We start from the raw sequence: 24,443 nt of genomic DNA on the forward strand, positions 1-24,443 counted from the left end.
AGTGTTAAGAAATATGGAAATAAATAAAAAATTAGGATATGAATATACAAAAGAATATACGATATTTAGGATTTGGTCTTCCTCACGCAGAGATATAACCTTAGTAATTTATGATGACTATAGAGATATTAGAAGAACTGAATATAAGATGAAAAGGGATAGATTTGGTTTATTTGAAATAAAGGTAATGGGAGATTTACATTTAAAATTCTATAATTACATTATAGAGGGAAAATATGAAATAACAGATCCTTATTCAGTAGCTTCTTCTATTAATAGCACTAAATCCTGTGTTTTGGACTTGGAAAAGACAGATCCAAAAGGATTTAGAGAACATAAATCTCCAGATAATAAAATAAAAGATGCAATAATCTATGAAGTCCATGTTAAAGATTATTCTATTGATAAAAGTTCAAATACTAAAGAGGAATATAGGGGGAAATTTTTAGGACTTGCAGATTTAAATTCCAATTATAATGGCTATTCTACTGGATTAAAAAATTTAATAGATTTAGGAATTACCCATGTACATTTAATGCCTATATATGATTATTTAACAGTAGATGAAGATTCAGATAGTTATTTAAAAGAGACTAACTACAATTGGGGTTATGATCCGGAACTTTTTAACAATATAGAAGGTTCCTATTCAACAGATCCGGAAAATCCCATATCTAGAATTTATGAACTCAAAACCATGATACAAAGACTTCATGAAAATGGAATATCGGTAATTATGGACGTTGTTTATAATCATACCTATAGGACTAATGATTCGAATTTCAATATATTATCTCCAGGATATTTTTATAGGTTAAATGGAAATGGAGATTTTTCAAATGGTTCCGGTTGTGGAAATGAGTTTAAGTCCGAATCTACAATGGGTAGGAAATTTATAATAGATTCTCTTGTTTATTATGCTACAGAATACAAAATAGATGGGTTTAGATTTGATTTAATGGCCTTAATAGATATAGAAACAATAAATATGGCCATAAAAAAACTAAGGGAAATAAATCCTAATATTATTATTTATGGTGAACCTTGGATGGCCTTGGACAGTCCACTACCTATAAATGAAAGAACTTTAGCAGGTAGCCAAAAGGAAAAGGAGTTTGCCGTCTTTAATGCTGATTTTAGAGATGCTATTAAAGGCGACAACGATGGAAATGGTAAGGGTTATATTCAAGGTGATTTCTACTTAAAAAACCGTATAGAAAAAGGTATAGCAGGCTCTATAGATTATGATAAAAGTAGAAGGGGTTTTGCTCACAATGCTACAGAGAGTATAAATTATTTCAATGCCCATGATAATTTGATAATAATGGATAAATTACTGAAATCTGTAGATGACAAGGAAAATCTTAATAAAATATATAAAATGGTTTTTAATATTTTATTTACATCTTTAGGTATACCATTTTTCCATAGTGGAAATGAATTTATGAGAGATAAAAAAATGTCCCATAATTCATATAATGCCCCTTTAGAAATAAACGGTATTAACTGGCAGTTAAAAGAGAAAAATATAGACATATATAATTATATTGCCCAACTTATTAAATTTAGGAAAACCAGACAGGAATTTAAAATTTTCAAAAATGAGGATATTAAAAAAAGCTTATTCTTTCTGCCATTGGCAAATGACGGGATTATAATATATACGATTAAAAAACACAATAATAGAATACTTTTAATTATTCATAATTGTAATAGAAATAATTTTGAAATTTCACTAAAGAAAATAAAGAAACATATTTCACAATCCTATGAAATATATAAAGTAAAAGATATTAAGAAGGTATTTAACGACCATGGTATAGTTAATGAAAAACTTGAAAAACAAGGTTTTTCTATTAAAATGGCTCCTTTAGAAACCGAGATTTATGAAATAGAGATTTAATATGAACATTATTGAAATTTATGAACTTGAAAATTTTGAAAACATATTTAAAAGTTCCACTAAGGCTTTAGAAAAATATAATAGTGAAAAAATAAAACTTGATTCAGGTATAGTAGAAGCTACTAATATGATAATCTATCTAGCTAAGAATAATAAGGATTATTCCAGTATATTCAATAAGGAATTAAACGAAGAAAACTATTTAGAAATAATAGAAGAGTTAGGTAGATATATAGGTAAAAGAACTATTTCTGTTTTACAGATGAATAGGGGAATAAAAAAATATACTGGATTAAAGGGAAAAAAATTACATTTAATGAAAAATTATTGGAAATGGAATAATAATTCTGTTTATGAATATATAAAAAGTGGAATTTTTTCAAATAGTCCGGTACTTATGATAACATGGAATTTTAAGGATAAGGATATTCAAAATAGATGGTTTTGTATAATAGGAATGAAAAAGTATGATAATGGTAAAGTAGAATTAATTGCTACTACAGGTAAGGAAAAGAAAATATTGGATTTAAATAGCTGGCTTGAAGGAAAATCTTTGTATAAAGGTTTAATATATTATAAATAGGAGGTTACAATGGATTATAAAAAAGTATATGAAGAGTGGTTAAACAACGATTTTTTTGACAGTGAAACTAGAAAAGAATTAGAGTCAATAAAGGGAAATGAAGAGGAAATTCAAGATAGGTTTTACCAATCTTTAGAATTTGGAACAGCTGGATTAAGAGGAAAAATTGGTGCAGGAACAAATAGAATGAACCAATATACAGTTGCAGAAGCTACCCAAGGTTTAGCTACTACTATTTTAGCTAGGGGAAAGGAAGCGGCAGAAAAAGGCGTTGCTATTGCATATGATGTAAGACATTTTTCTAAGGAGTTTGCAGAAATTACAGCATCTGTTTTAGCGGCTAATGGCATTAAGGTGTATTTATCCGACGATATAAGACCTACACCAGTATTATCTTATGCAATAAGACATTTTAAAACCATTTCAGGGGTAATGGTTACAGCAAGCCATAATCCTAGAGAGTACAATGGTTATAAGGCGTATTGGAAAGAAGGTTCTCAAATATTAGACGATATTGCTGATGAAATATTAGACAATATCGGTAAAATAAAGAATTATAGTGAAATAAAGAATATGGATTTACAAGAGGCTATAGACAAGGGCCTAGTAGTATATTTTGGTGAAGAGTTAGATAATTTATATATTAAAGATATGTTGTCACTTACTATTAACGATGAAGAAGTAGATAAGGATATAAAAATTGTATATTCTCCATTAAATGGAACTGGTAATAAACTAGTTAGAAGGATTTTAAAAGAAAGGGAATTTAATAATATTTATATAGTAAAAGAACAAGAATCCCCAGACCCTGATTTTACTACAGTAGGTTATCCTAATCCGGAAGATCCAAAAGCCTTTAAATACTCTATTGAATTAGGAAAAGAAGTAGGGGCAGATATATTAATAGCAACAGATCCAGACGCTGATAGAACCGCTGTAGAAGTAAGAGATAAAAATGGCGAGTATGTATTTTTAAATGGAAATAAAATAGGTGCTTTGTTAATTAACTATATTTTAAGTGAAAGACATAGAAAAAATAATCTTCCTGAAAATAGTGTTGTTGTTAAATCAATAGTTACAGGTGATTTAGGAACTAGAATTGCAGAAAAATACAATGTAGAAATGATAGAAACTTTAACTGGCTTTAAAAATGTTAGTGGAAAAGCCAATGAATATGATATTACAGGAGAAAAAACTTTCTTGTTTGGTTTTGAAGAAAGTATAGGATATAACTATGGAACCTTTGTAAGAGATAAAGATGCAGTTAACTCTGCAATGATGATTGCTGAAATGGCAGGTTTTTATAAAAAACAAGGTAAAACATTGTTGGATATTTTAGAAGAATTATTCAATACCTATGGAGTTTATAATGAAAGATTGATTTCTATAACTTTAGAAGGTTTAGATGGCCAGGCTAGAATAAAAAGAATCATGGATGAATTTAGACGAGAAGCTATAAAAGAAATAGGAAACATAAAGCTAGATAAAACTATAGATTACTTAGTAGACGACACTGGTATGCCAAAATCCAATGTATTAAAATATTATTTTGATGACAATTCCTGGTATGCTTTAAGACCATCAGGTACAGAACCAAAAATTAAAGTTTATATTTATTCAGTAGGAAAAACAAAAGAGGATTCTGAAGAAAAATTGGACATAATTGAAAAAGCAACAAGAGGTAGGATTGACAGTATAAAATAAATTAAGGAAAGTATATGAAAAAGAATATTTTGGATTTTCAGATTAAGGTTGGAGTAGATGATGATAATGAAAGCATAAAGGCCACTTCTCTTAAGATGGAAATGAAGTATTCCAATAGTAAAGATAAAGTAAAAATGCCTCCCACTAAAATATCATAAGTCAAGATGAATTAGAAGAAGCGCTAAATCAAGAGTATGACTTGTATAATTTAGAAAAAGACTATGAAATAACGGAAATTACAGATGAAGAATTCAGCTATTTACTGAAAATATTAATAGATGAAAACAATAAATAGCTGAAGAGAATATTATAGCTATTAGAAAATTGTACAAACCAACAGATGAACAATTGAGCAAAATAGACGGTTATAAATAATATTAAATCTGTGCAGTTGATTTAGTTTTATTTTCAAGATATAGTTATAATAGAATATTTTTACTATAGAGAGGTGCTGATTTGAATCCGTTAGAGGAGAGAATTATTGAAGAAGGGATTGTTCTTCCAGGGGACATCCTAAAAGTTGATAAATTTATTAATCATATGATTGATCCAGAATTATTTGTTAAACTAGCTGATGAATTTTACGAAAGATTTAAAAACAAGGAAATAGATAAAATTCTAACTTTGGAAGTTTCTGGAATAGGAATAGCTTTTGCTTGTGGATTAAAATTTAAAAAACCAGTTTTATTTGCAAAAAAAACAGTTTCAAAAACTTTAGGCAGTGATGTTTATACTTCACAAGTGTATAGTTTTACAAAGAAAATAAATTATGACATAATGGTAGCTAAAGAATTTTTACAAAAAGGCGAAAGAGTTTTAATTATAGATGACTTCTTAGCAAATGGTAAGGCAATAGAAGGACTTGTAGATCTATGCAATCAAGCAGGAGCAAAAGTACAAGGTATAGGTATCTTAATTGAAAAAGATTTTCAACCTGGTGGAAAGAAAATCAGAGAAGAAGGGTTTCAGTTGGAATCATTAGCTATTATTGAAAAATTTGAAAATGGCAAGGTAGTTTTTAAAGAGAGTATATCCTAGGATATACTCTTTTAAATTTTAAAAAAAATGTTACAATTTGGTTAAAATATAGGAAAAAAACTGTTTTTAATGTAAAATAGTAATATCAAATTATTTTAGGAGCTTGTATGAAATTTATTATAGATTTATTAGATAAGTTTTTATCTGTGAAATTAACAGCTAATTTAACGCTGTATGAATTATTATCAATGATTTTTAAATATGTTTTTGTAATTATAATTTATTATTTTATATTGAATATTATTAAGATGATCTACTTGGATATTAAGGGAATTAGCAATATGAACACTATAGCAAATACCTATTTAAAACTTATAAACAGGAAGGAAAAACTTCCTTTTAAGATTCAAGAACATTACTTTATAGGTGACAATACGGTAATTGGTAGATCAGATCAAAATGATATTGTCTTAAAAGATAGGTTCATTTCAAAAAAACACGCCAGGATTACAAAAAGAAATGGTGTTTATTTTATAGAGGATTTAAATTCTGCCAATGGAGTATTTATTAACGGTCAAAGAGTTGAGAATACTATAGAATTAAAGGACAAGGATTTAATTGATATTGGACAGGTAGAATTTTTATTTGTAAATGGTGAAGATGAAGATGAGAATTAAAAGTAAAGCAAGAAAGAAACAGAAACTATCGTTAAAAGAAAGATTCTTAAGTATAGGTACCAATTTAACCAGTGGCAAATTAAGAGATCCTGCAACACTGTTACTTTGGTTTCAAATATTTGCTTTTGGTTTAGTACTGGCAAATGATAGGGAAAATTTCACATTGAAAAAACTGCTTGTATTTGTAGCGGTTATTGTAGTTGTATATGTAGCAAATAAAGTGGTTACTAAAATCACTGATGGTGATAACTACTTGCTTCTTATAGCTTCAATGCTATTTAGTATAGGAGTAACGATGATATATAGAATTACTCCAACTGAAGGTATTAAACAGACTATTTGGTTTATAGGTGGGCTGGTTTTATTTTTTGTAGTATATTTTATTTTAAAATCATTTAGAGGATGGGAAAATTTAACAATACTATATTTAATTGGTTGTTTTGCTATGTTTATTATTACCCTATTATTTGCAGGCTATAATAAAGGGGCTTACAACTGGGTTAGTATATTTGGATTTAGCTTTCAATTATCTGAAATAACAAAAATACTCTATGTATTTTTCATAGCATCATATCAGCTAAATGATAAATTCCTAAGGGGAACAAAATTAGAAAAATACTTAAAATATAAGGATTATCTATATATGCTAATATCCTATATTTTTATAGGAATGTTCTTTTTACAAAGGGACTTAGGTTCAGCTGTTATATTTTTTTCTGTATATATTGTTTCACTATTTGTCTTTGATTACGATAAAAAAATAATAGCTGGAAATATTATACTAGCATTAATTGGAGCTGTAGCAGCATATTTTATATTTCCACATATTCAAACAAGATTTGAAATTTGGATAGACCCTTGGGCAGATCCAGGTTATAAGGGATATCAAATAATTCAATCTCTGTTTGCCTTATCTGCTGGTGGATTTTTTGGAACAGGTTTAGGATTAGGACAACCAAACTTAATTCCAATAGCAACTTCGGACTTTATATTTCCGGCAATTGTTGAAGAAATGGGAATATTTACAGGAATGGGAGTTCTTATGTTGTTTATGATTCTTGTATATAGAGGATTTAAAATCTCTATGGAGCAACAAAGTAACTTCTTTAAATTCGTTGCTTTAGGAATTTCTGTTTTATTTGCTGTTCAAGCTATTTTGATGATTGGAGGAGTTTTAAAGGTTATTCCAATGACAGGTATTACAATTCCCTTTGTAAGTTACGGAGGTAGTTCTATGGTATCAAGTTTTATGTCTTTAGGAGTATTGCAATATTGCTCTTCAGATATTAAGGGAAGAATGGTGGATTAATGGAAAAATTTAATAAAAAAATATTAATAGTTTTTTCTTTTTTGGTTTTTCTATTTTTAGGACTGGTTTTATATATGACATATTTTCAAATAGCTAAAGCGAAAGATGTTTCAACGGGTTATGGAAAATATGGACAATATAATAAAAGATATTGGGTTGATGAAAATAAAGTAAAACGAGGTACTGTTTATGATAGCCAAAATAATATTGTAGTTGAAACTTTAAAGGATAGTAATGGAAATAATTACAGGAACTTTCCTTTTGATGATATCTATGCTCCTATTACTGGATACTCCATTAATGGTGGTAGTGGATTAGAAAAATCCTTTGGAAAACAACTTTTAAATATAAAAGAGGACACTCCTTTGTCCGATTTAAAAAAATTAGTAGAAAAACAAGATGAAGGAAATAATTTAGTACTTACAACTAACTATAAAATGCAAAAGGTTGCTATGGATTTATTGGAAAATACTGAAGCGAAAAAAGGTTCAATAGTTGCAATGAATCCAAAAACAGGAGCAATTTATGCCATGGCATCATATCCTAGTTTTAATCCTAACAAAGTTGCAGAAAACTGGGATGAAATTATTGCCGATAATGAAAGTGCCGTCTTATTAAACAGAGCTACTCAAGGACTTTATGTACCTGGTTCGGTTTTTAAAGTCGTAACTGCAACTAGTATATTGGAAAACACAGACAAGGTTGAAAGCTTAGTAATAAAAGACGAAGGAAAAATTAAAATTGGTGGTCTTGAAATAAGCAATATAGAAAACATGGTAAATAATAGGACGGACTTAGAAAAAGCCTTAGTAAAATCTTCAAATGTTTATTTTGCAAAATTAGCTGCTGAACTTGGAGCTGATATTTTAAGAGAAACTGTAGATAAATACTATATAGGAAAAGAATTTGAATTTGATTTACCAATGTATAAATCAAAAAATGGTTATGTTGACGGAATAGATGATGCTAATATTGCGACAACCTCCTTTGGACAAGGGGATACCCTTGTAACGCCACTAAACATGGCTATGGTTATGTCTACTATAGCAAATGAAGGCAAGATGATGCAGCCTTTTATAGTAGATCAAATTATATCTCCAGATGGAGATATAACAAAAACAGAACCTAAGGTGTTGTCAGAAGTAACTACTCCAGAAATAGCAAATGAAATTTTAGGAGATATGGTTTCCGTAGTTAGAGATGGCTCAAAAGCGTATATACGAGGAATAAAAGTAGCTGGTAAATCAGGAACAGCGGAAATAAAAAATAAGGATTCAACAAATGATTGGTTTATTGCAGCTGCACCGGCAGATGATCCGACAATAGCTGTAGCTGTAGTATTGGAAGATAGCGGTATTGGTGGTGACAAATCAGCTGGTCCATTAGCTAAGGTTATGATTCAAAATGCAATAAATAATGGTTTAGGTCAATAAGATACAAAAGACATCTTACGAATTTGTAAGATGTCTTTTTATATTTTTATAGGAATTTATCCTTAACATTTAACCAGTACCAATCCTTATAAAAACTTATTTTTTTAATATTCTTTTCAGAGGTTTTAAATAAAACATAGTCTAAATCATCATAATTTAAACTCATACCATCTGCGATAAATAGGGAATTGCTATTAATATCCTCACTTCGAGTTTTAATTTTTAAAACCGACTTACTAGGTATTACTATGGAATTTAAAAGAGACCTATAAGCTTTTGAATTAATAGGAGCTAGGGGAGTTAACTGATAGCCTTCCAAGGAACGATACAAAATAGCTCCTCCTGCTGAAAAGTTGTAGGCAGTTGACCCAGAAGGTGTTGAAACCAGTAAAGCGTCTCCTGCAAAGGATTCTAGGTGATTATCGTCAATATAAACATCAAGATGTATTATTGAATTATCACTTGAACGAACTACAAATTCATTAAGGGCCGTATAGGTATAAACCCTATTACTATTTTTAGTTGAAATTTTAGCTTCTAGTAAATCCAAAGTTTCTATTTCATAATTATTATTTAAATAATCATCAATAAATTTATTTATATTAGGAACAAGTATTTCTTGGTAGAAACCTAAATGCCCGGTATTTATACCTACAAATGGTATATTTGAAAAATTTGATTTATGGACAGCTCTTAAAAAAGCGCCGTCACCGCCGATACATATATTTAAATCTGCATTTTCATTATACTCATAAAATACATTAAATCCTCTTTTTTCAAATTTTTCTTGAACTTCTAAACTAATAGTTAAAGATTTATGATTATTATTTGGAAAAAGATTTACTATTTTTTTTAAAGACAAGAATCTCACTCCATTCTAAAATTGGGGAAAATATAAAATATTATACCATTAAATATATCATAACAACATAAAATGGAATAGTAAAATCTGTTTTTTATATTTGAAAATAAAGCATATAAACAACAAATATTAATTCTTTATTGAAAAGTAATCTATTGTTAGGTATAATTATAGTATCCTTAGTGTAAGAAACCTGTTATATTATACCTACACTTATAATAAGGGATGATGGAAGTTCTTACTTTGATAAAATGCCTCTTCAATGTGGACTTTTGAGATTTAAGACAGTCAACCCACCTTCACATATTGAAGGTTACTAATCTACAGGTTTACACTAAGGTATAAAAAGTAACAAAGTTACTTTTTTTTTATTATTATATTGATTTTTAATTGTCTTTAAGGGTATATACAATATGAAGATTATATATAAAAGGATTATTAATAATACATATAGGTATTATATTATTCTAGGAGGGTATGATGAGTATATTAGATTATTTAGATAGCAAAAGGAAAGAAAAAGAAAGACAAATTAAATGGGAGATTACTAAAAAAAGAACGGAAAAAGCTCGTAAACTTGCATTAGCAACAACAGTTGGTGCTTTAGCTGGTGTAACAGCAGGAATTTTACTTGCTCCTAAATCTGGAAAAGAAACAAGAAAGGATATTGCGGATTTAGCTAAAGATACAACAGATCAAGTTAAAGAAGGAATTCACGTTGCAAAGGATAATATCGTACAAAAAACTGAAGAAATTACAGGCGATATTAAAGATAAGTATGATGAATTTAAAGATAGAGGCTATACAGAAATAGAAAAGGTTCAAGATTTAACAGAAGATTTAGTTGAAGTAGCTAAGGATGCAAAAGACGATGCAAAAGAAATAATTAGTGAAGCTAAAGATGATGCTAAAAAGGTTGCAAGTGAAGTAAAAAAAGACACAAAAGAAGTTGCAAAAGATGTAAAGGATAGTGCTGAAAAAACAGCTAAAGAAACTGAAAAAACAGCTAAGGAAACAAAGGAAAAAGCAAAAGAAGCTGTTGATAAAAACACGAAAAAAGAAAATAAATAGGAGACTATAATGTTAGATGTTATAGATATATTTACAATTATAGTACTTATTTGTTTATCGATCTTTCTAATAGTACTGGTTGTTTTTTTGGTAAAACTAATAGGTACAATTAAACAAGTTAATTCTATAATTGATAAAAACAGAACTGAAATAGATATGTCACTTAGGAAAACTCAGGAAGTGATGGAAAATGTTGCAGATATAACAGATAAAACAGATAGGATAATAGAGGATATTTCTCCCGAAGTTAAAAGTATAGTAACATCAACTAATAATACGATGAACAATGTTGAACATTTAGTAGAGGATGTTACAGATACAGTAGATTTTGTTTCTGAATCAGTTGTTGATACTACTGATGCAATTAAAACAAATATCGCTAGTTATTCTGGATATGCAGCATATATTTTAGATATAATTAATTATATAAGATCTTTGTTTAAAAAGTAAAGATTGGAGAGGTAGACTCTCCAATTTTTTGTGCTAATAAAATGTATTGATAAAATATTAGTAATTTGATAATATTTTTATGAGAGGTAGAAGTGGAGAAAATAAAAATTATTTACAATCCAACATCTGGAAGTCAGTCTAATAAAAGAGCCATAGAAACTATGAGCAATGATTTATTAAATGAAGGCTATATCCTAAAAAGAACTGCTACTACAGGCAAAGATAGTGCTTTTAATGAAACTCTAAAAGCTTCAGAGGAAGGATTTGACATAGTAATAGCCTGCGGTGGAGATGGTACTGTAAATGAAGTAATAAATGCCTTAGCAAAGGTTAATTCAACTATGAAATTAGGAGTATTTCCCATCGGTACAGTAAACGATTTCGCATCATATATAGAAATTACCGATTCTCCCAAAGAGTTGGTTGAGCTAATAGTTAAAGGGACAACTAAAAAAATTGATGTAGGATTAGCTGGTGAAAAATATTTTGTTAATGTTGCAGCTGGTGGGAAACTTGCTGATGTTGGACATGAAACAGACAAAAATTTAAAAGCTATATTCGGCAGGTTAGCTTATGTTGCAGAAGGTATTAAAGTTATTCCAGATATTATTGCAAATGATTTTAGGTTAAAATATAAATTTGATGGTGAAACCTATGAAGATGATGTATATTTATTTTTAGTAGCTAATTCTTCTTCAATAGGTGGGTTTAAAAATTTAGCGCCGGATGCTTCCATATCCGATGGATTTTTAGATGTATTAATAATAAAAAATCCTAATAAACTTGTAGATTTGGCACAGCTATTTATACAGGTGTTGTCTGGAGAACACGTGAAAAATGAAGATGTAACATACTTTCAAACCAAGGAAGTAGAATTTGAATCAGCTTCTCCAATAACAATTGATGTAGATGGAGAATATGCTGGAGAACTGCCGATGAAAATAAAGGTATCAGACTATAGGGTGAATGTATTCACTAATATAAAGGAGTAATGAAATGTCATCACCAACGATAAAAGATGTAGCTAGATTAGCTGGGGTTTCTATATCCACAGTATCTAGGGTAATGAACGATTCTAAACCTGTAAGTCCGGAAGCTAGACGAAAGGTTTTAGATGCTATAAAAAAATTGGATTTTAAACCAAATGAATTAGCAAGATCTCTAGTAATGAGAAGATCTAATTTAATTGGTGTAATTGTAAAAGATATTGCAATTTCATATATGACTGAAATGGTCAGAGGTATTGAAGAAGTAGGAAGAATGTATAATTATGATATTTTATTATCTAGTTCCTATGGAGACATAGAGTTAGAGAAAAAAATCATTAACTTTATGTTTACTAAACAAGTCGAAGGTATAGTATTAATTTCTGAAGATGCTAAACCGGAAGTGGTATACATGCTTCAAAATCAAACTATTCCATATATTCAGTTAGATAAGTTTTATAATTTCAATGAAACTTATTCTGTAACTATTAATTATAAAGAAGCGGCTAAGGAAATGACAGAGTTTCTAATTGGCAAAGGCCATGAGAAAATATTATTTGTTAAGGAATATAAAAATGCTATAATCGGTCAAGAAAAATTAAAGGGCTATAAGGAAGTTATGGATGCTCATAATTATTTTTCCAGGGAAATTACCGTAGATGGAGTTACAGATAAAGAAGGATATAAATACGGTGAAGAAATATGGAAAATAATTGAGCATGAAGGAATTACTGCTGCATTTTTCTCTGAAGATGGACTTGCTATTGGTTTCTTAAACTATTGTTATGATAATAACAAGAAGGTTCCAGACGATATTTCAGTAGCCGGTTTTGGTGATATAAAAATATCATCATTATACAGGCCTAGACTTACAACCGTAAGAGAACCATACTATGATTATGGTGCTGTGGCTGTTAGAAAGATTATTAAAAAGATTAAAGACAATGTAGAAATTGATAGTGCAACGATTTTACCAAGTAGTATTATAGAAAGAGAAACGGTAAAAGATATTAATTAATTTAAATATTTAGGAATTAATTGATTTTAAAGTATTATAATGTTAAAATTATTGTAATTAGTATATAAAAATTAGGAGGAAGATATGGTAGAAAAAACTGTACTTGTAAAAAATGAAACTGGATTACATGCAAGACCAGCAGCTTCATTAGTGCAATTTGTTAAAAATTTTGATGGAACTGTAGAATTAATTAAAGATGGTAAGACAGCTAATGCAAAAAGTATATTTAATGTAATGGCATTGGGTATTTCAAAAGGCACTGAAATCACTGTTAGAATAGATGGTGAAAATGAACAAGAAAACTTAGATAAATTAGTTGAATTTATCGAAAATCTTGCAGATTAGTTTTCAATTTCAATAAGGATGTTTAAAACATCCTTTTTTTATAATCTAGTACTATATAATATTGAAAATAAGTTTATTAACATTACTATCAAAAGACAAAGGTACAAAATAAAACACAAGGTTGCTTTATATTACAACAGCTTTGTGTTTTTAGGTTTATTAACATAAGTTTTAAATTAATACATATTATATATAAATAAGGGATTAAAACTTACGTTTAGTATTTAGGTTTTTTGGCTTATAATATTGGGTATACTATTTATTATACATATAATATATTAATATTATATATAATTAGGAAGTGCACTTCGTTAAATAATTAGGAGGAAATATGTCAACAATTAAAACAGGAATCATAGCATCTGAAGGAATTGCTATTGGTAGAGCATATTTATTTGTAAAAGAAAAGTTAGAAGTTGATACGAGAATATTGGAAGATGGGGAAATTGAAGGAGAAGTAGCTAAAATACAAAAAGCCATAGCCGATTATAGTAAAGACTTAGAAAATATGGAAGTATCTACAGAAACTCAACAAGAAGTTATTAATGCGCACTTAGGAATGTTAGACGATCCTTTTTTAGTAGATACTGTTAAAAATAAAATAGAAAATAATATTAATGCAGAAAAAGCATTACATGATTCAATAAATGAAATGGTAACGATGATGCAGTCGTTAGATGATGAATACTTAAGAGAAAGAGCTACAGACTATAAGGATATTGGAGAAAGGCTACTTTATAAATTACAGGGTAGAGAGCCTAAAAAGTTATCTCCATTACCAAAAGATACAATTGTGGTTTCAGATGAATTAACGCCAACAGACACTTCAGCAATGGATAAGGACAATGTTCTAGGCTTTGCTATGGATAACGGTGGAAAGACGGCTCATACTTCAATTATAGCTCAAACATTGGGTATTCCTGCTTTAGTAGGTATGAAAGATGTTTCAGTATCTGTAAAAGATAACGATTTATTGATTATGGATACTTTTGAAGGAAAATTATATATAAATCCTGATGAAGATACGTTAAATATCTACAGAGAAAAAATGGAACAAATATTAGCTGAAAAAGAAAGATTGGAAGCTGTAAAATTTGAAAAGGCTATTACAAAGGATAACCATCAGGTAGAAATAGCTTGTAATATTGGGAATATAGAGGACTTAAAATTAGGACTTGCTAATGGAGCAGAGGGAGTAGGACTTTTTAGAACTGAGTTTTTATATATGGAAAATAATCATTTTCCAACGGAAGAAGAACAATTTTCAGTATATAAAAAAGCGGTAGAACTATTGGAAGATAAGCCTCTTATTATTAGAACTTTAGATATTGGTGGAGATAAGTCATTATCATATTTCAAATTCCCAGAAGAAGAAAATCCATTTTTAGGATGGAGAGCCTTAAGAATTTGTTTTGATATGTTAGATGTGTTTAAGACACAGTTAAAAGCAATTTTAAGAGCTTCTGCTTTTGGAAAAGTAAGAATTTTACTTCCAATGGTAATTTCTGTAGAAGAAATTAAAAAAGTAAGGGAAATTTTAGAAGAAGTAAAAAATGATTTAAAAGCAAAAGAAATAGATTTTGATACTAATATAGAAATTGGAATTATGGTTGAGACTCCGGCTTCCGTTATAGTTGCAGAGGATTTAATTAAATATGTAGACTATTTTAGTATAGGAACAAATGACTTAACTCAATATGTACTTGCAGTAGATAGAGGAAATGAAAAGATTTCAAAACTCTATAACACATATAATCCGGCTGTCCTAAGATCTATTAAAAAAGTTATAGACGCTGCTCATAAGGCGGATAAATGGGCAGGAATGTGTGGAGGCTTTGCTGGAGATACTAAAGCTACTAAATTATTATTAGGTATGGGATTAGATGAATTTAGTGCACCGGCAGCAAATATTCCTAAAATAAAGGATATAATAATAAATACTACTTTGGAAGAAGCTTCAGAGTTTTCAGAAGAAATACTAAAGTTGGAAACAACTACAGAAATTGAAGAAGTAATAAATAATCAATAATTGATAATAAAAACGGCTACATATTAAAAATATGTAGCCGTTTTTTTATCAACAAAACCCGAGTAGATATAGGTGACTCTACTCGGGGAAGGATAGTTTTTAAAAATAATTTTAATATACTAAAATTAAATTTTATACCTCATCTATTAATGCGTTAAATTCATCAATAACCCTATCGAAATCAGGACCCATTTTATGAAGTCTTGTCCAATAGTTGTCATAGTCATACCATTGTGCATTAAGTTCTTCAGCTGATTTTCCTTGTTGTTCTACCCAAGTATAGTATTTTAGGTTGTGGATTCTCTTCTTGTCAGTATATCTTAACTCGATCATATTATCTGTTTTAATTCCTAAAACATGAACGTGATGATCTAATTTAGCTTGTTCAAGATCTAACTTTCCTCTTTCAGCTTCGTATTCTTCCAATCTTGATTGATACATTACTGCAGAGTCGGTACCAACTGTAACAAAATAATCATTTTCAGTTACTTCAAAGTATTTAGCTACCTTTATAGCTGAAATAATATTTGCTGCACCGGATATTCCTATATATTGGAATTTGCTTATAGTTTCTTCATCAACGCCTAAACTTCTGAAATATTCATGTCCTGCTGGGTCGTTTAAGATTCTAAAGAACGATACTGCATCTTCATCATCAATAGCTGTAACTACATCGGTATTTTTAACATTATGTACCCAAGGTACGTGTTTGTCACCGATTCCTTCTATTCTGTGGTCACCAAAACCATTATCTAATAGAGTAGGGCATTGTAATGCTTCTGAAGCAGTTATTTTTATATTAGGATATAAATCTTTTAATTTATCTCCTGCACCTAAACTTCCACCTGAACCTGAGTTTAAGTTTACGCCGAATAGATTAGCATTTTCGTTTTTAGCCTTGAATGAAAGGAATAGATCGTTCATAGCTTCACCGGTAACTTCGTAATGCCATAGGTGATTACCTAATTCACCAAATTGGTTGAATATAACTACTCCGTCTCCTCTTTCGTCAAGTAATTCCCATGTTTTATCGTATATTTCTTTAACGTTTGATTCTGATCCTGTAGTAGCAAAAATTTCTCCACCATAAGTGTCAATTAAATCTTGTAACCAATCAAATCTTTCTCTACTCATATTTTCCGGTAGTATTGCAATGGATTTACATCCTAGTAATGCAGCGTTATAAGCTCCACCTCTACAGTAGTTTCCAGTTGAAGGCCAAACAGCTTCTTGAGTTTCTGGATCAAATTGTCCTGTAACTAATCTTGGAACTAAGCAAGCATAACTTGCGCCTACTTTATGACATCCTGTTGGGAAGTATTTTCCGGACATAAACAGAATTTTAGCTTTAATACCTGATACTTCAGAAGGGATTTCTATAAAGTTTGGAAGATCTTGGTAAAGTCCACCCTTGTCCTTAGGTTCGTTTTTCCAAGATATTCTGTAAAGATTTATTGGGTTAATATCCCATAAACCAACATCTTTAAGCTTTTCTTTAACATCAGCAGGTATTTTTGAAGGATCTTTCATTTGTGCCAAAGTAGGTATTTTTATGCCTCTTTCCTTAGCATATTTTGCTACTTCTTTTCTTTTTTCTTCATTAATTGTTAAATCGATTAAATCAAACATTTCTTTTCCCTCTCCTTAAATAATATTTAAAATTTATTTATTTTTCCATACCAAACTATATCTTGGTAAGCTTTAACGTCGGTATCTCCTTCAGTACTAATACATAGTACTATGGAATTTTCATCTAACCCAATTTGGTTTTTAATCTCTTTTAAATCTTCATTTATCATTAATTCATTTGTTAATCCATAGGAAACTCCTGCAGATTCACCTGAGACAAAACTCTTATCGTTGCCAACAGGAACAGCGGATAATCTCATACCATTAGCGGAAATCCAGTCTGGACATCTTATATAGCCGTCAGCAAATTCAGCTATAACATCCCAAGCTATAATTCCCGGTTCACCACAAGCTAGTCCAGCCATTATTGTAGGCATACTACCTGTTACAAAATGTCTTTCGCCATCATTTGCTTGAGCTGATTTATAAAAAGCGGCTGCTTCATTAGGTTCTACTATAATGGTTTTAGGCATATCTTCCTTTAGTAGATTTGTAATTAGACCACAAGCTCCACCAGCCATTGCTCCAACTCCTGCTTGTAGGAATACATGAGTAGGTTTAGGTAGATTATCCCTTTCTATTTGTTGGTAAGCTTCTAAAACTAAAGCTGCATAGCCTTGCATAATCCATTTAGGAATATCAACATATCCGTCCCAAGAAGTATCTTGAACGATTACCCAACCATTTTTATCAGCTTCATCCATTACATATCTTATAGTGTCATCATAATTTAAATCTGTTACAGTTACTTCTGCTCCTAAAGCCTCTATATTTTTTACCCTATCGGATCCTGAGCCTTTAGGCATAAATATCTTAACTTCTTGTTGTAACATTTGTCCTACCCATGCTACACCTCTACCATGGTTACCATCGGTACAACTTGCAAAAGTTACCTTTCCTAGTTTTTTTCTAATTTCATCTGATACCATTCTTTCATAAGGAAGTTCCTCAATAGGAATATTAAGCTTTTCTGCTATATAATTTCCCATAGCCCAACTAGCTCCCAATCCTTTAAATGAGTTAATACCAAATCTGGTTGATTCATCTTTTACATAGATATTAGATAATCCAAGCTCTTTTGAACGGTCATTTAGAACCACTAAATCGGTTTCCTTAAAAGAAGGGAAACTCTTGTGAAAGTTCAAAGCCCTTTGAATTTCATCTACAGAAAAAAATTCAATAGAACCCTTCATATTAAAATCTTTGTGCTTATTTTGTGGAATATAAGAAAAATCTTGCATTATACCATCCTCTCTAATAATTATTATAAACAAAAAACAATTTAGATAAAACATTTTCCTGCATAGTTTAATCTAATTAAATTAATTTTACCCGCTATAACAATTTGTGTCAATAAATTTCCTTTAATTAAACCAAAAATGCAAAAAAATATATGTATATGTCAATTTTTATATGTTAAAATAAAGGTAATTATTAATTTGATAAATTTAGGAGCAAAAATGGAAACTTTAAATTATATTAAAAACTTGGATTTTTTCAAAAAACTAAATTCTAATTTTGAAATTTCAAAATCAACAGAGGATATTTATGTAGTATCTATAGATGGAATAAAAAAGTATACTGTAAGGGTTTTTTCGAAAGATTCATATAAAAGTATAGTGGATAAAAAACATAAAATAGATACTTTAATAGAAAAGGGAAGAAAATTATATCCAATATTGGAAGTAGGAATAATTAATGAATTGGCTTTGACTTATAGAATAACCGATTATATTAATGGAATAAAAAGATATGACAACGATAAGGATAATTATAAACTTGGTTATTATATTGGAGAAACGATTCGGGACTATCATGAATTATCTAAGCCTATTAAAAATGATAATTGGGTTAAAAATTATGGTCATAAAATCAGAAATATTTTCCATGAATACTATCTCTGCGATTATATTGGGAAAAAAGACTATATATTATTTGATTATGTAAAACAATTTAGTTATTTAATAAAGGATAGGGAAGCAATAGAGATTTTTTCTTTCAATAATATTAGGGACATTCCTGTAGATAGAAAAGGAAAAGTATATTTATTTGGAGTACAGGGGATTGTAGAAGCAGATCCTTTTTTTCGAATTTAAGGATATTAATATTAATTATTATAAGGATGAGGCCTATTCTGCCGGTATTATTGATGGATATTTTTCAGGAAGACCTAATAGATTATTTTTTAAAACAATAGCATTATACACAATTACTGAAACCTTTGGAACAGAATTTAAAAAGTTCGATAAAGTAAATTGTGAAGTAGCAAAATTAAAAGTTCAGGAATTATCTGAGTATTACGATGATTTTAATACTGTTTATCCAAATTGGTATTTAGAAATTAAGGAAAAACTAAATGGAGGAAATTAATGAAAGCTAAGGGAGTTGTAAGAATAATACTAAGAACAGAGGATAATAAAAAGTTTTTTGGAAAGGGTCCTTATATGCTACTTTTAAAGGTAAAGGAACTAGGTTCTTTAAATAAAGCTGCAAAAGAAATGGGAATGTCATATAGTAAGGCCTTTAATGTAATAAAAAGTTGTGAGAAGGCCCTGAATAAAAAATTTCTTTACAGGGAAATAGGTGGCATAAAAGGCGGCGGATCTAAATTGACAGAAGACGGAGAAAAGATTATTGAGCAATATGAACATATAGTAAGTGAAATGAATGAAAAGATGAATAGTCTTTTAGATGAATTAAATTTTTAGATAGAGAGAGTTTTTATGTTTAGATTAGATACACTTAAAGAATTTATAGAAAAATACGTAAAAATCATAACAGAGATGGTAGAGGTAGACGTAGAAATTGTCGATTATAAACTTCGAAGGATTACAGGAAGTGGGATCTTCGCAAAGGGAATATTGGACAATAAGCAAGTTTCAAATAGAAGAACCCTTATTGAGACATTAAAGACCGGGAAACCACAAATATCAATAGAAAATATAGATATTGAGAAAGTGGAAAATATAGAAATTACAACACCTATTATACTTGGTAAAAACGTTATAGGTGTAATAGGAATGGTTAGTAGCAGTAAAAAATCTAAAGTTGAAATTGGAAAACATATAGAAAAATATATGGAACTTTTAGATCAAATTGCAGAATTTATAACATTGAAAGCTCTAGAATACGAAGAGGATATAGACAAACAGGCAATGGTGTCCATGTTGGAAATTATTATTCGCAATATGGATGAAGGGGCGGTTATAATCAACAACGAAGGTAAGATTAACACAATTAATAGATCTGCAAAAAAACAATTAAAAATAAACAGGATAATCGCCAATGAGAAGATTCTTATTCAACCAACAGGAGATACTGTTAATAATAATAAGGAATATGTAATACGAATAGGTGAAAATATCAATACGGTTATAGGAAATATATATAAGATTCCAGAAAATCCTATATACGATAAGGTACTTCTTTTTAGGGACATGAAACAGGTACAATCTAATCTCTACGCTATGACGTCTACAATAAATGCTAAAAAAATAGAAAATATTATTGGAAAAAGTAAGAAAACTTTAGATTTGAAAAAAAGTTTAGTTAAAATTGCCAAATCCGATTCTACAGTCTTAATAAATGGAGAAAGCGGAACTGGAAAGGAAATGGTGGCAGGGGCAATATGGCAAAGTTCAGATAGGAAAAAAAATAGATTTGTTACAATGAATTGTGCTACTATATCTGAAGATTATTTGGAAAGAGAGCTATTCGGTTATGTTAAAGGAGTATTTTCTGGTGAAAACTTCAACGGAAAAATAGGTAAATTTGAATTGGCAAATAATGGAGTGATTTTTTTAGATGAAATAGACGCAGTTCCCTTATATTTACAATCGAAACTATTAAGGGTAATACAGGATAAAAAAGTAACTAGAATAGGGTCAAATCAAGTAATACCTTTAAACGTAAGAATAATAGCATCTACTAATAAGGATTTAAGAAAATTAATATCTGAAAATAAATTTAGAGAAGATCTATATTATAGATTAAATGTTATACCATTATATATTTCACCTCTTAGAGAAAGAAAGGAAGATATTGAAGAATTAATATATTATTTTTTAGATTACTATAGAAAGCAATTTAGTAAAAATTTTTATAAAATAGAAGATGATGCGTTGGATATATTAATAAACTATAGTTGGCCAGGTAATGTTAGGGAATTGGAAAATTCTGTAGAGTATATGGTTAACATGATGGAAGAAGGAATAATAAATATAGATTCAATACCGAAAAACATTATAAATATAAGTGAAAAACAAAAATTAGAAGAAGCAAAAAATTTCTACATTAGCTAGTTTAGAAAAAAATGAAATAAGAAAAGCCATTGAAATATATGGCGATACTACAGATGGAAAGAAAAAAGCAGCTAAAGCTTTAGGAATAGGAATAGCAACACTATATAGAAAATTATAAAATTTAATATTTTAAGAGCACCCAATAAGTTATAAAGAAAGAAAAAAGACTTAGAGGGTGCGTTTTTTATATATATTTAATAAACAAATATACAGCATAGGGTCATGAAAAATAGGTAATATTAAGGGGGAAAAGAGATGGAATTAGTGTGGGAAAAACCTATCACAAGGCAAAAAAATTATCATATTGATAAAAACAAAAAGAACATGGAAGTATAAAATAAAAAAATTAAGAATTCCCATATTTCAACGTAAATTAGTTATCATTTTGATAAACAAATTGACAAAAAACCACCCATATGGTCTAATATATGTATGGGAAATCGATATCTAAAGCTTTTTGTTCTAAATACTATTGCTTATTTCCAAAATATGGCGTAAGATAGTTATTGGAAATTGTGCTAGGTGATGTGTTAATTATATAGCACAAATTTATTGATAAAGTATATTAATATAATTGAACTATAAGAAAGGATGGGAAAATGCAAAGTACTTACGAAATTGCAAGCTTAGAGAACAAGGACAACAAGGCTTCATTGAGTTTCTTGAGTGAAAGAGTTGCTAAACAAACAGCTAAATTTCATTCCAGTTTTGAACAATATGAGCCTACACCATTACATCGATTAAAAAAATTAGCAAAATATCTTGGAGTTAAAGATATATTTTTAAAAGACGAATCATTTAGATTCGGTTTAAATGCTTTTAAAGTACTAGGCGGAAGTTACGCTGTAGTAAAATATATAGCAAATAAATTAGGGATGTCAGTAGATGAACTTCCATATGAAGTGCTTATATCTGACGAAATAAGAGAAAAAATTGGAGAATTAACATTTGTAACAGCTACTGATGGTAACCATGGAAGAGGGGTTGCTTGGACTGCTAATCAATTAAAGCAAAAAGCTGTTGTATATATGCCTAAAGGAAGTACACAAGAAAGAGCTGAAAATATAAGAGCTGAAAATGCTGTATGTGAAATTCTTGAAGGAAACTATGATGACTGTGTAAGATATGCAAATCAAATGGCTGAAGAAAAAGGCTGGATAATGGTTCAAGACACAGCATGGGAAGGCTATGAAGATATTCCTACTTGGATAATGCAAGGTTATTTAACTATGGCTTATGAGTCATATTTACAATTAACTTTAGCAGCTTCAAAACCAACACATGTATTTTTACAAGCTGGAGTTGGTTCAATGGCATCAGCAGTTACAGGATTCTTTGCATCAGTATATGGAGATGATAGACCGGTAGTAACAATTGTAGAACCTAATCAAGCAGACTGTATTTACAGATCAGCAAAAGCAGGTGGAATTACTTTTGTTACAGGTAGTATGCCTACAATAATGGCTGGACTTGCTTGTGGAGAGCCATGTACAATAGGTTGGGATGTTATAAGATCATATGCTAGTCATTTCTTATCAGTACCTGACTCAGCGGCAGCACACGGTATGAGAATTTTAGGTAATCCATTAAAAGGAGATCCAAAAATCATATCTGGAGAATCAGGAGCAGTTACTATGGGAGTAGTATCCCAATTAATGTATAGAGATGATTTAAAGGAAATAAAAGATACTATTGGTTTAAATGAAGATTCAGTAATTTTATGTATAAGTACTGAAGGAAACACAGATGCATTAAGATATAGACAATTAGTTTGGAATGGTTTATATCCAAATGATGAAAATCTTAAGAAATAGTATTAGAGTTAAAATAATAGGTAAATTAATTTAAAATTAATTATAAATAAAAACAAAACAAGGAGAGGGTTTAATGAACACTAATTTTAATGAATTGATGGAAAAACTTAAAGGGTTAGATTATTCTAACTTATACCAAGACGACTTCTTTTTAACTTGGGACAAAACTCAAGATGAACTAGAAGCAATTTTCGCAGTAGCAGACGCTTTAAGATATTTAAGAGAAAACAATATTAGTACAAAAATATTTGATTCAGGTTTAGGAATTTCTTTATTTAGAGATAACTCAACTAGAACAAGATTCTCTTTCTCATCAGCTTGTAACTTATTAGGTTTAGAAATACAAGATTTAGACGAAGGTAAATCTCAAATAGCTCATGGTGAAACAGTTAAAGAAACTTCTAACATGATTTCATTCATGGCAGACGTTATTGGAATAAGAGATGACATGTATATTGGTAAAGGTCATACTTACCAAGTAAATGTTGCGAACTATGTTGAAGAAGGATATAAAGATGGCGTATTAGAACAAAGACCAACAATTGTAAACTTACAATGTGATATTGACCATCCAACACAATCAATGTCAGATATGTTACACATTATTCATGAATTTGGTGGAATTGAAAACTTAAAAGGTAAAAAAATTGCTATGACTTGGGCTTACTCTCCTTCATATGGTAAACCATTATCAGTACCACAAGGTATTGCTGGTCTTATGACAAGATTTGGAATGGAAGTAGTTTTAGCTCATCCAGAAGGATATGAAATAATGCCGGAAGTTGAAGAAGTAGCAAAAGCTAATGCTGAAAAATACGGTGGAAAATTCACTAAAACAAATTCAATGGAAGAAGCTTTCAAAGACGCTGATATAGTATATCCAAAGAGCTGGGCACCATTTGCAGCAATGGAAAAAAGAACTATATTATATGGCGAATGAGACCAAAAAGGTATTGATGAATTAGAGCAAGAATTATTAAAACAAAATGCTGATCATATTGATTGGGCTTGTACAGAAGAAATGATGAAATTAACTAAAGACGGTAAAGCTTTATACATGCACTGTCTACCAGCTGACATTACAGGATTAAGCTGTGAGTTAGGTGAAGTTGATGAGTCAGTATTTGATAGATATAGAATACCTCTATACAAAGAAGCAAGCTATAAACCATATATAATAGCAGCTATGATGTTCATGCAAAAAGTTAAGAATCCAGAAGAAATGTTACAAAAATTATTGGATCAAAACAAAGCAAGATTAGCTAGATAATAAATAATAGAGTAAGTTATTAGAATTTTAGAATATATAATTAGAAATATAGACAGAGATTAATAAGGGGGTATTTTACAA

Annotated in this window: 22 protein-coding genes and 1 pseudogene; 20 read left to right on the plus strand and 3 right to left on the minus strand. The window is 29.5% G+C overall.

Annotated features, from left to right (window positions below):
• The first annotated feature begins 13 nt into the window (after nt 1-13).
• The 8 genes from pulA (at nt 14) to JFY71_RS07230 (ending at nt 8,587) form a co-directional block, all read left to right on the plus strand.
• Nucleotides 14-1,903, plus strand: coding sequence for a type I pullulanase (gene pulA, locus JFY71_RS07195; RefSeq protein WP_243660134.1), 1,890 nt, complete (start codon nt 14-16; stop codon nt 1,901-1,903).
• Nucleotide 1,904: 1 nt separating this feature from the next.
• A complete protein-coding gene (locus JFY71_RS07200; RefSeq protein ID WP_243660135.1) occupies nt 1,905-2,486 on the plus strand; it encodes a hypothetical protein in 582 nt (193 codons plus the stop codon).
• A 9-nt stretch (nt 2,487-2,495) separates the two neighbouring features.
• Nucleotides 2,496-4,190, plus strand: coding sequence for a phospho-sugar mutase (locus JFY71_RS07205; RefSeq protein ID WP_243660136.1), 1,695 nt, complete (start codon nt 2,496-2,498; stop codon nt 4,188-4,190).
• A 14-nt stretch (nt 4,191-4,204) separates the two neighbouring features.
• A complete protein-coding gene (locus tag JFY71_RS07210; RefSeq protein WP_243660137.1) occupies nt 4,205-4,348 on the plus strand; it encodes a hypothetical protein in 144 nt (47 codons plus the stop codon).
• Between the two features lie 298 nt (nt 4,349-4,646).
• Nucleotides 4,647-5,228 carry a xanthine phosphoribosyltransferase gene (locus JFY71_RS07215; protein WP_243660138.1) on the plus strand — a complete coding sequence of 194 codons (582 nt, stop codon included), beginning with the start codon at nt 4,647-4,649 and terminating at the stop codon, nt 5,226-5,228.
• Between the two features lie 107 nt (nt 5,229-5,335).
• The gene (locus JFY71_RS07220; protein ID WP_243660139.1) at nt 5,336-5,845 is read left to right on the plus strand and encodes an FHA domain-containing protein; all 510 of its coding nucleotides are present in this window, start codon (nt 5,336-5,338) and stop codon (nt 5,843-5,845) included.
• A complete protein-coding gene (locus JFY71_RS07225) occupies nt 5,835-7,154 on the plus strand; it encodes an FtsW/RodA/SpoVE family cell cycle protein (protein WP_243660140.1) in 1,320 nt (439 codons plus the stop codon). The genes JFY71_RS07220 and JFY71_RS07225 overlap by 11 nt, the downstream gene beginning before the upstream one ends.
• On the plus strand, nt 7,154-8,587 hold the full coding sequence (locus tag JFY71_RS07230) for a peptidoglycan D,D-transpeptidase FtsI family protein (protein WP_243660141.1): 1,434 nt from the start codon (nt 7,154-7,156) through the stop codon (nt 8,585-8,587). Before JFY71_RS07225 ends, JFY71_RS07230 begins: the two co-directional genes overlap by 1 nt.
• 46 nt (nt 8,588-8,633) lie before the next feature.
• Here JFY71_RS07230 and JFY71_RS07235 read toward each other — a convergent pair whose 3' ends face one another.
• Nucleotides 8,634-9,449 carry an NAD(+)/NADH kinase gene (locus JFY71_RS07235; protein ID WP_243660142.1) on the minus strand — a complete coding sequence of 272 codons (816 nt, stop codon included), beginning with the start codon at nt 9,447-9,449 and terminating at the stop codon, nt 8,634-8,636.
• A 477-nt stretch (nt 9,450-9,926) separates the two neighbouring features.
• Here JFY71_RS07235 and JFY71_RS07240 point away from each other — a divergent pair, with 477 nt between their 5' ends.
• The 6 genes from JFY71_RS07240 to ptsP all read left to right on the plus strand — a co-directional run bounded on the left by JFY71_RS07240 (nt 9,927) and on the right by ptsP (nt 15,348).
• Nucleotides 9,927-10,520, plus strand: a complete 594-nt coding sequence (locus JFY71_RS07240) for a YtxH domain-containing protein (RefSeq protein WP_243660143.1) — start codon at nt 9,927-9,929, stop codon at nt 10,518-10,520.
• A 9-nt stretch (nt 10,521-10,529) separates the two neighbouring features.
• Nucleotides 10,530-10,970, plus strand: a complete 441-nt coding sequence (locus JFY71_RS07245) for a hypothetical protein (protein ID WP_243660144.1) — start codon at nt 10,530-10,532, stop codon at nt 10,968-10,970.
• Nucleotides 10,971-11,062: 92 nt separating this feature from the next.
• Nucleotides 11,063-11,962 (plus strand): diacylglycerol/lipid kinase family protein, encoded by a 900-nt coding sequence (locus JFY71_RS07250; RefSeq protein WP_243660145.1) that lies wholly within the window; start codon nt 11,063-11,065, stop codon nt 11,960-11,962.
• A gap of 4 nt (nt 11,963-11,966) precedes the next feature.
• Complete coding sequence (locus tag JFY71_RS07255) at nt 11,967-12,974, plus strand: LacI family DNA-binding transcriptional regulator (protein ID WP_243660146.1); 1,008 nt, start codon at nt 11,967-11,969, stop codon at nt 12,972-12,974.
• Between the two features lie 84 nt (nt 12,975-13,058).
• Nucleotides 13,059-13,319, plus strand: coding sequence for an HPr family phosphocarrier protein (locus tag JFY71_RS07260; protein ID WP_243660147.1), 261 nt, complete (start codon nt 13,059-13,061; stop codon nt 13,317-13,319).
• A 331-nt stretch (nt 13,320-13,650) separates the two neighbouring features.
• Complete coding sequence (gene ptsP / locus JFY71_RS07265; protein WP_243660148.1) at nt 13,651-15,348, plus strand: phosphoenolpyruvate--protein phosphotransferase; 1,698 nt, start codon at nt 13,651-13,653, stop codon at nt 15,346-15,348.
• A gap of 132 nt (nt 15,349-15,480) precedes the next feature.
• Here ptsP and JFY71_RS07270 read toward each other — a convergent pair whose 3' ends face one another.
• Both JFY71_RS07270 and dpaL (JFY71_RS07275) read right to left on the minus strand, forming a co-directional pair.
• Complete coding sequence (locus JFY71_RS07270) at nt 15,481-16,977, minus strand: pyridoxal-phosphate dependent enzyme (RefSeq protein ID WP_243660149.1); 1,497 nt, start codon at nt 16,975-16,977, stop codon at nt 15,481-15,483.
• Nucleotides 16,978-17,003: 26 nt separating this feature from the next.
• Nucleotides 17,004-18,218, minus strand: a complete 1,215-nt coding sequence (gene dpaL, locus JFY71_RS07275) for a diaminopropionate ammonia-lyase (RefSeq protein WP_243660150.1) — start codon at nt 18,216-18,218, stop codon at nt 17,004-17,006.
• Between the two features lie 219 nt (nt 18,219-18,437).
• On the opposite strand from dpaL (JFY71_RS07275), the gene JFY71_RS07280 reads away from it, so the two are divergent.
• From JFY71_RS07280 to ygeW, 6 genes and pseudogenes are all read left to right on the plus strand, one after another.
• Nucleotides 18,438-19,073: a hypothetical protein gene (locus JFY71_RS07280; RefSeq protein WP_243660151.1), complete on the plus strand. Its 636-nt coding sequence runs from the start codon at nt 18,438-18,440 to the stop codon at nt 19,071-19,073.
• A gap of 273 nt (nt 19,074-19,346) precedes the next feature.
• Entirely contained in the window at nt 19,347-19,685 is a 339-nt protein-coding gene (locus JFY71_RS07285; RefSeq protein ID WP_243660152.1) for a winged helix-turn-helix domain-containing protein, read from the plus strand.
• Nucleotides 19,686-19,700: 15 nt separating this feature from the next.
• On the plus strand, nt 19,701-21,278 hold the full coding sequence (locus JFY71_RS07290) for a sigma-54 interaction domain-containing protein (RefSeq protein ID WP_243660153.1): 1,578 nt from the start codon (nt 19,701-19,703) through the stop codon (nt 21,276-21,278).
• A 34-nt stretch (nt 21,279-21,312) separates the two neighbouring features.
• Entirely contained in the window at nt 21,313-21,396 is an 84-nt protein-coding gene (locus tag JFY71_RS12190) for a helix-turn-helix domain-containing protein (RefSeq protein ID WP_420846438.1), read from the plus strand.
• Between the two features lie 481 nt (nt 21,397-21,877).
• Complete coding sequence (gene dpaL / locus JFY71_RS07295) at nt 21,878-23,092, plus strand: diaminopropionate ammonia-lyase (RefSeq protein WP_243660154.1); 1,215 nt, start codon at nt 21,878-21,880, stop codon at nt 23,090-23,092.
• 73 nt (nt 23,093-23,165) lie between these two features.
• Nucleotides 23,166-24,362 (plus strand): annotated as a pseudogene (gene ygeW / locus JFY71_RS07300) (knotted carbamoyltransferase YgeW).
• Nucleotides 24,363-24,443 lie beyond the last annotated feature (81 nt).

This window comes from Miniphocaeibacter halophilus (genome assembly GCF_016458825.1).
In the GTDB taxonomy this organism is placed as follows: Bacteria; Bacillota; Clostridia; order Tissierellales; family Peptoniphilaceae; genus Miniphocaeibacter; species Miniphocaeibacter halophilus.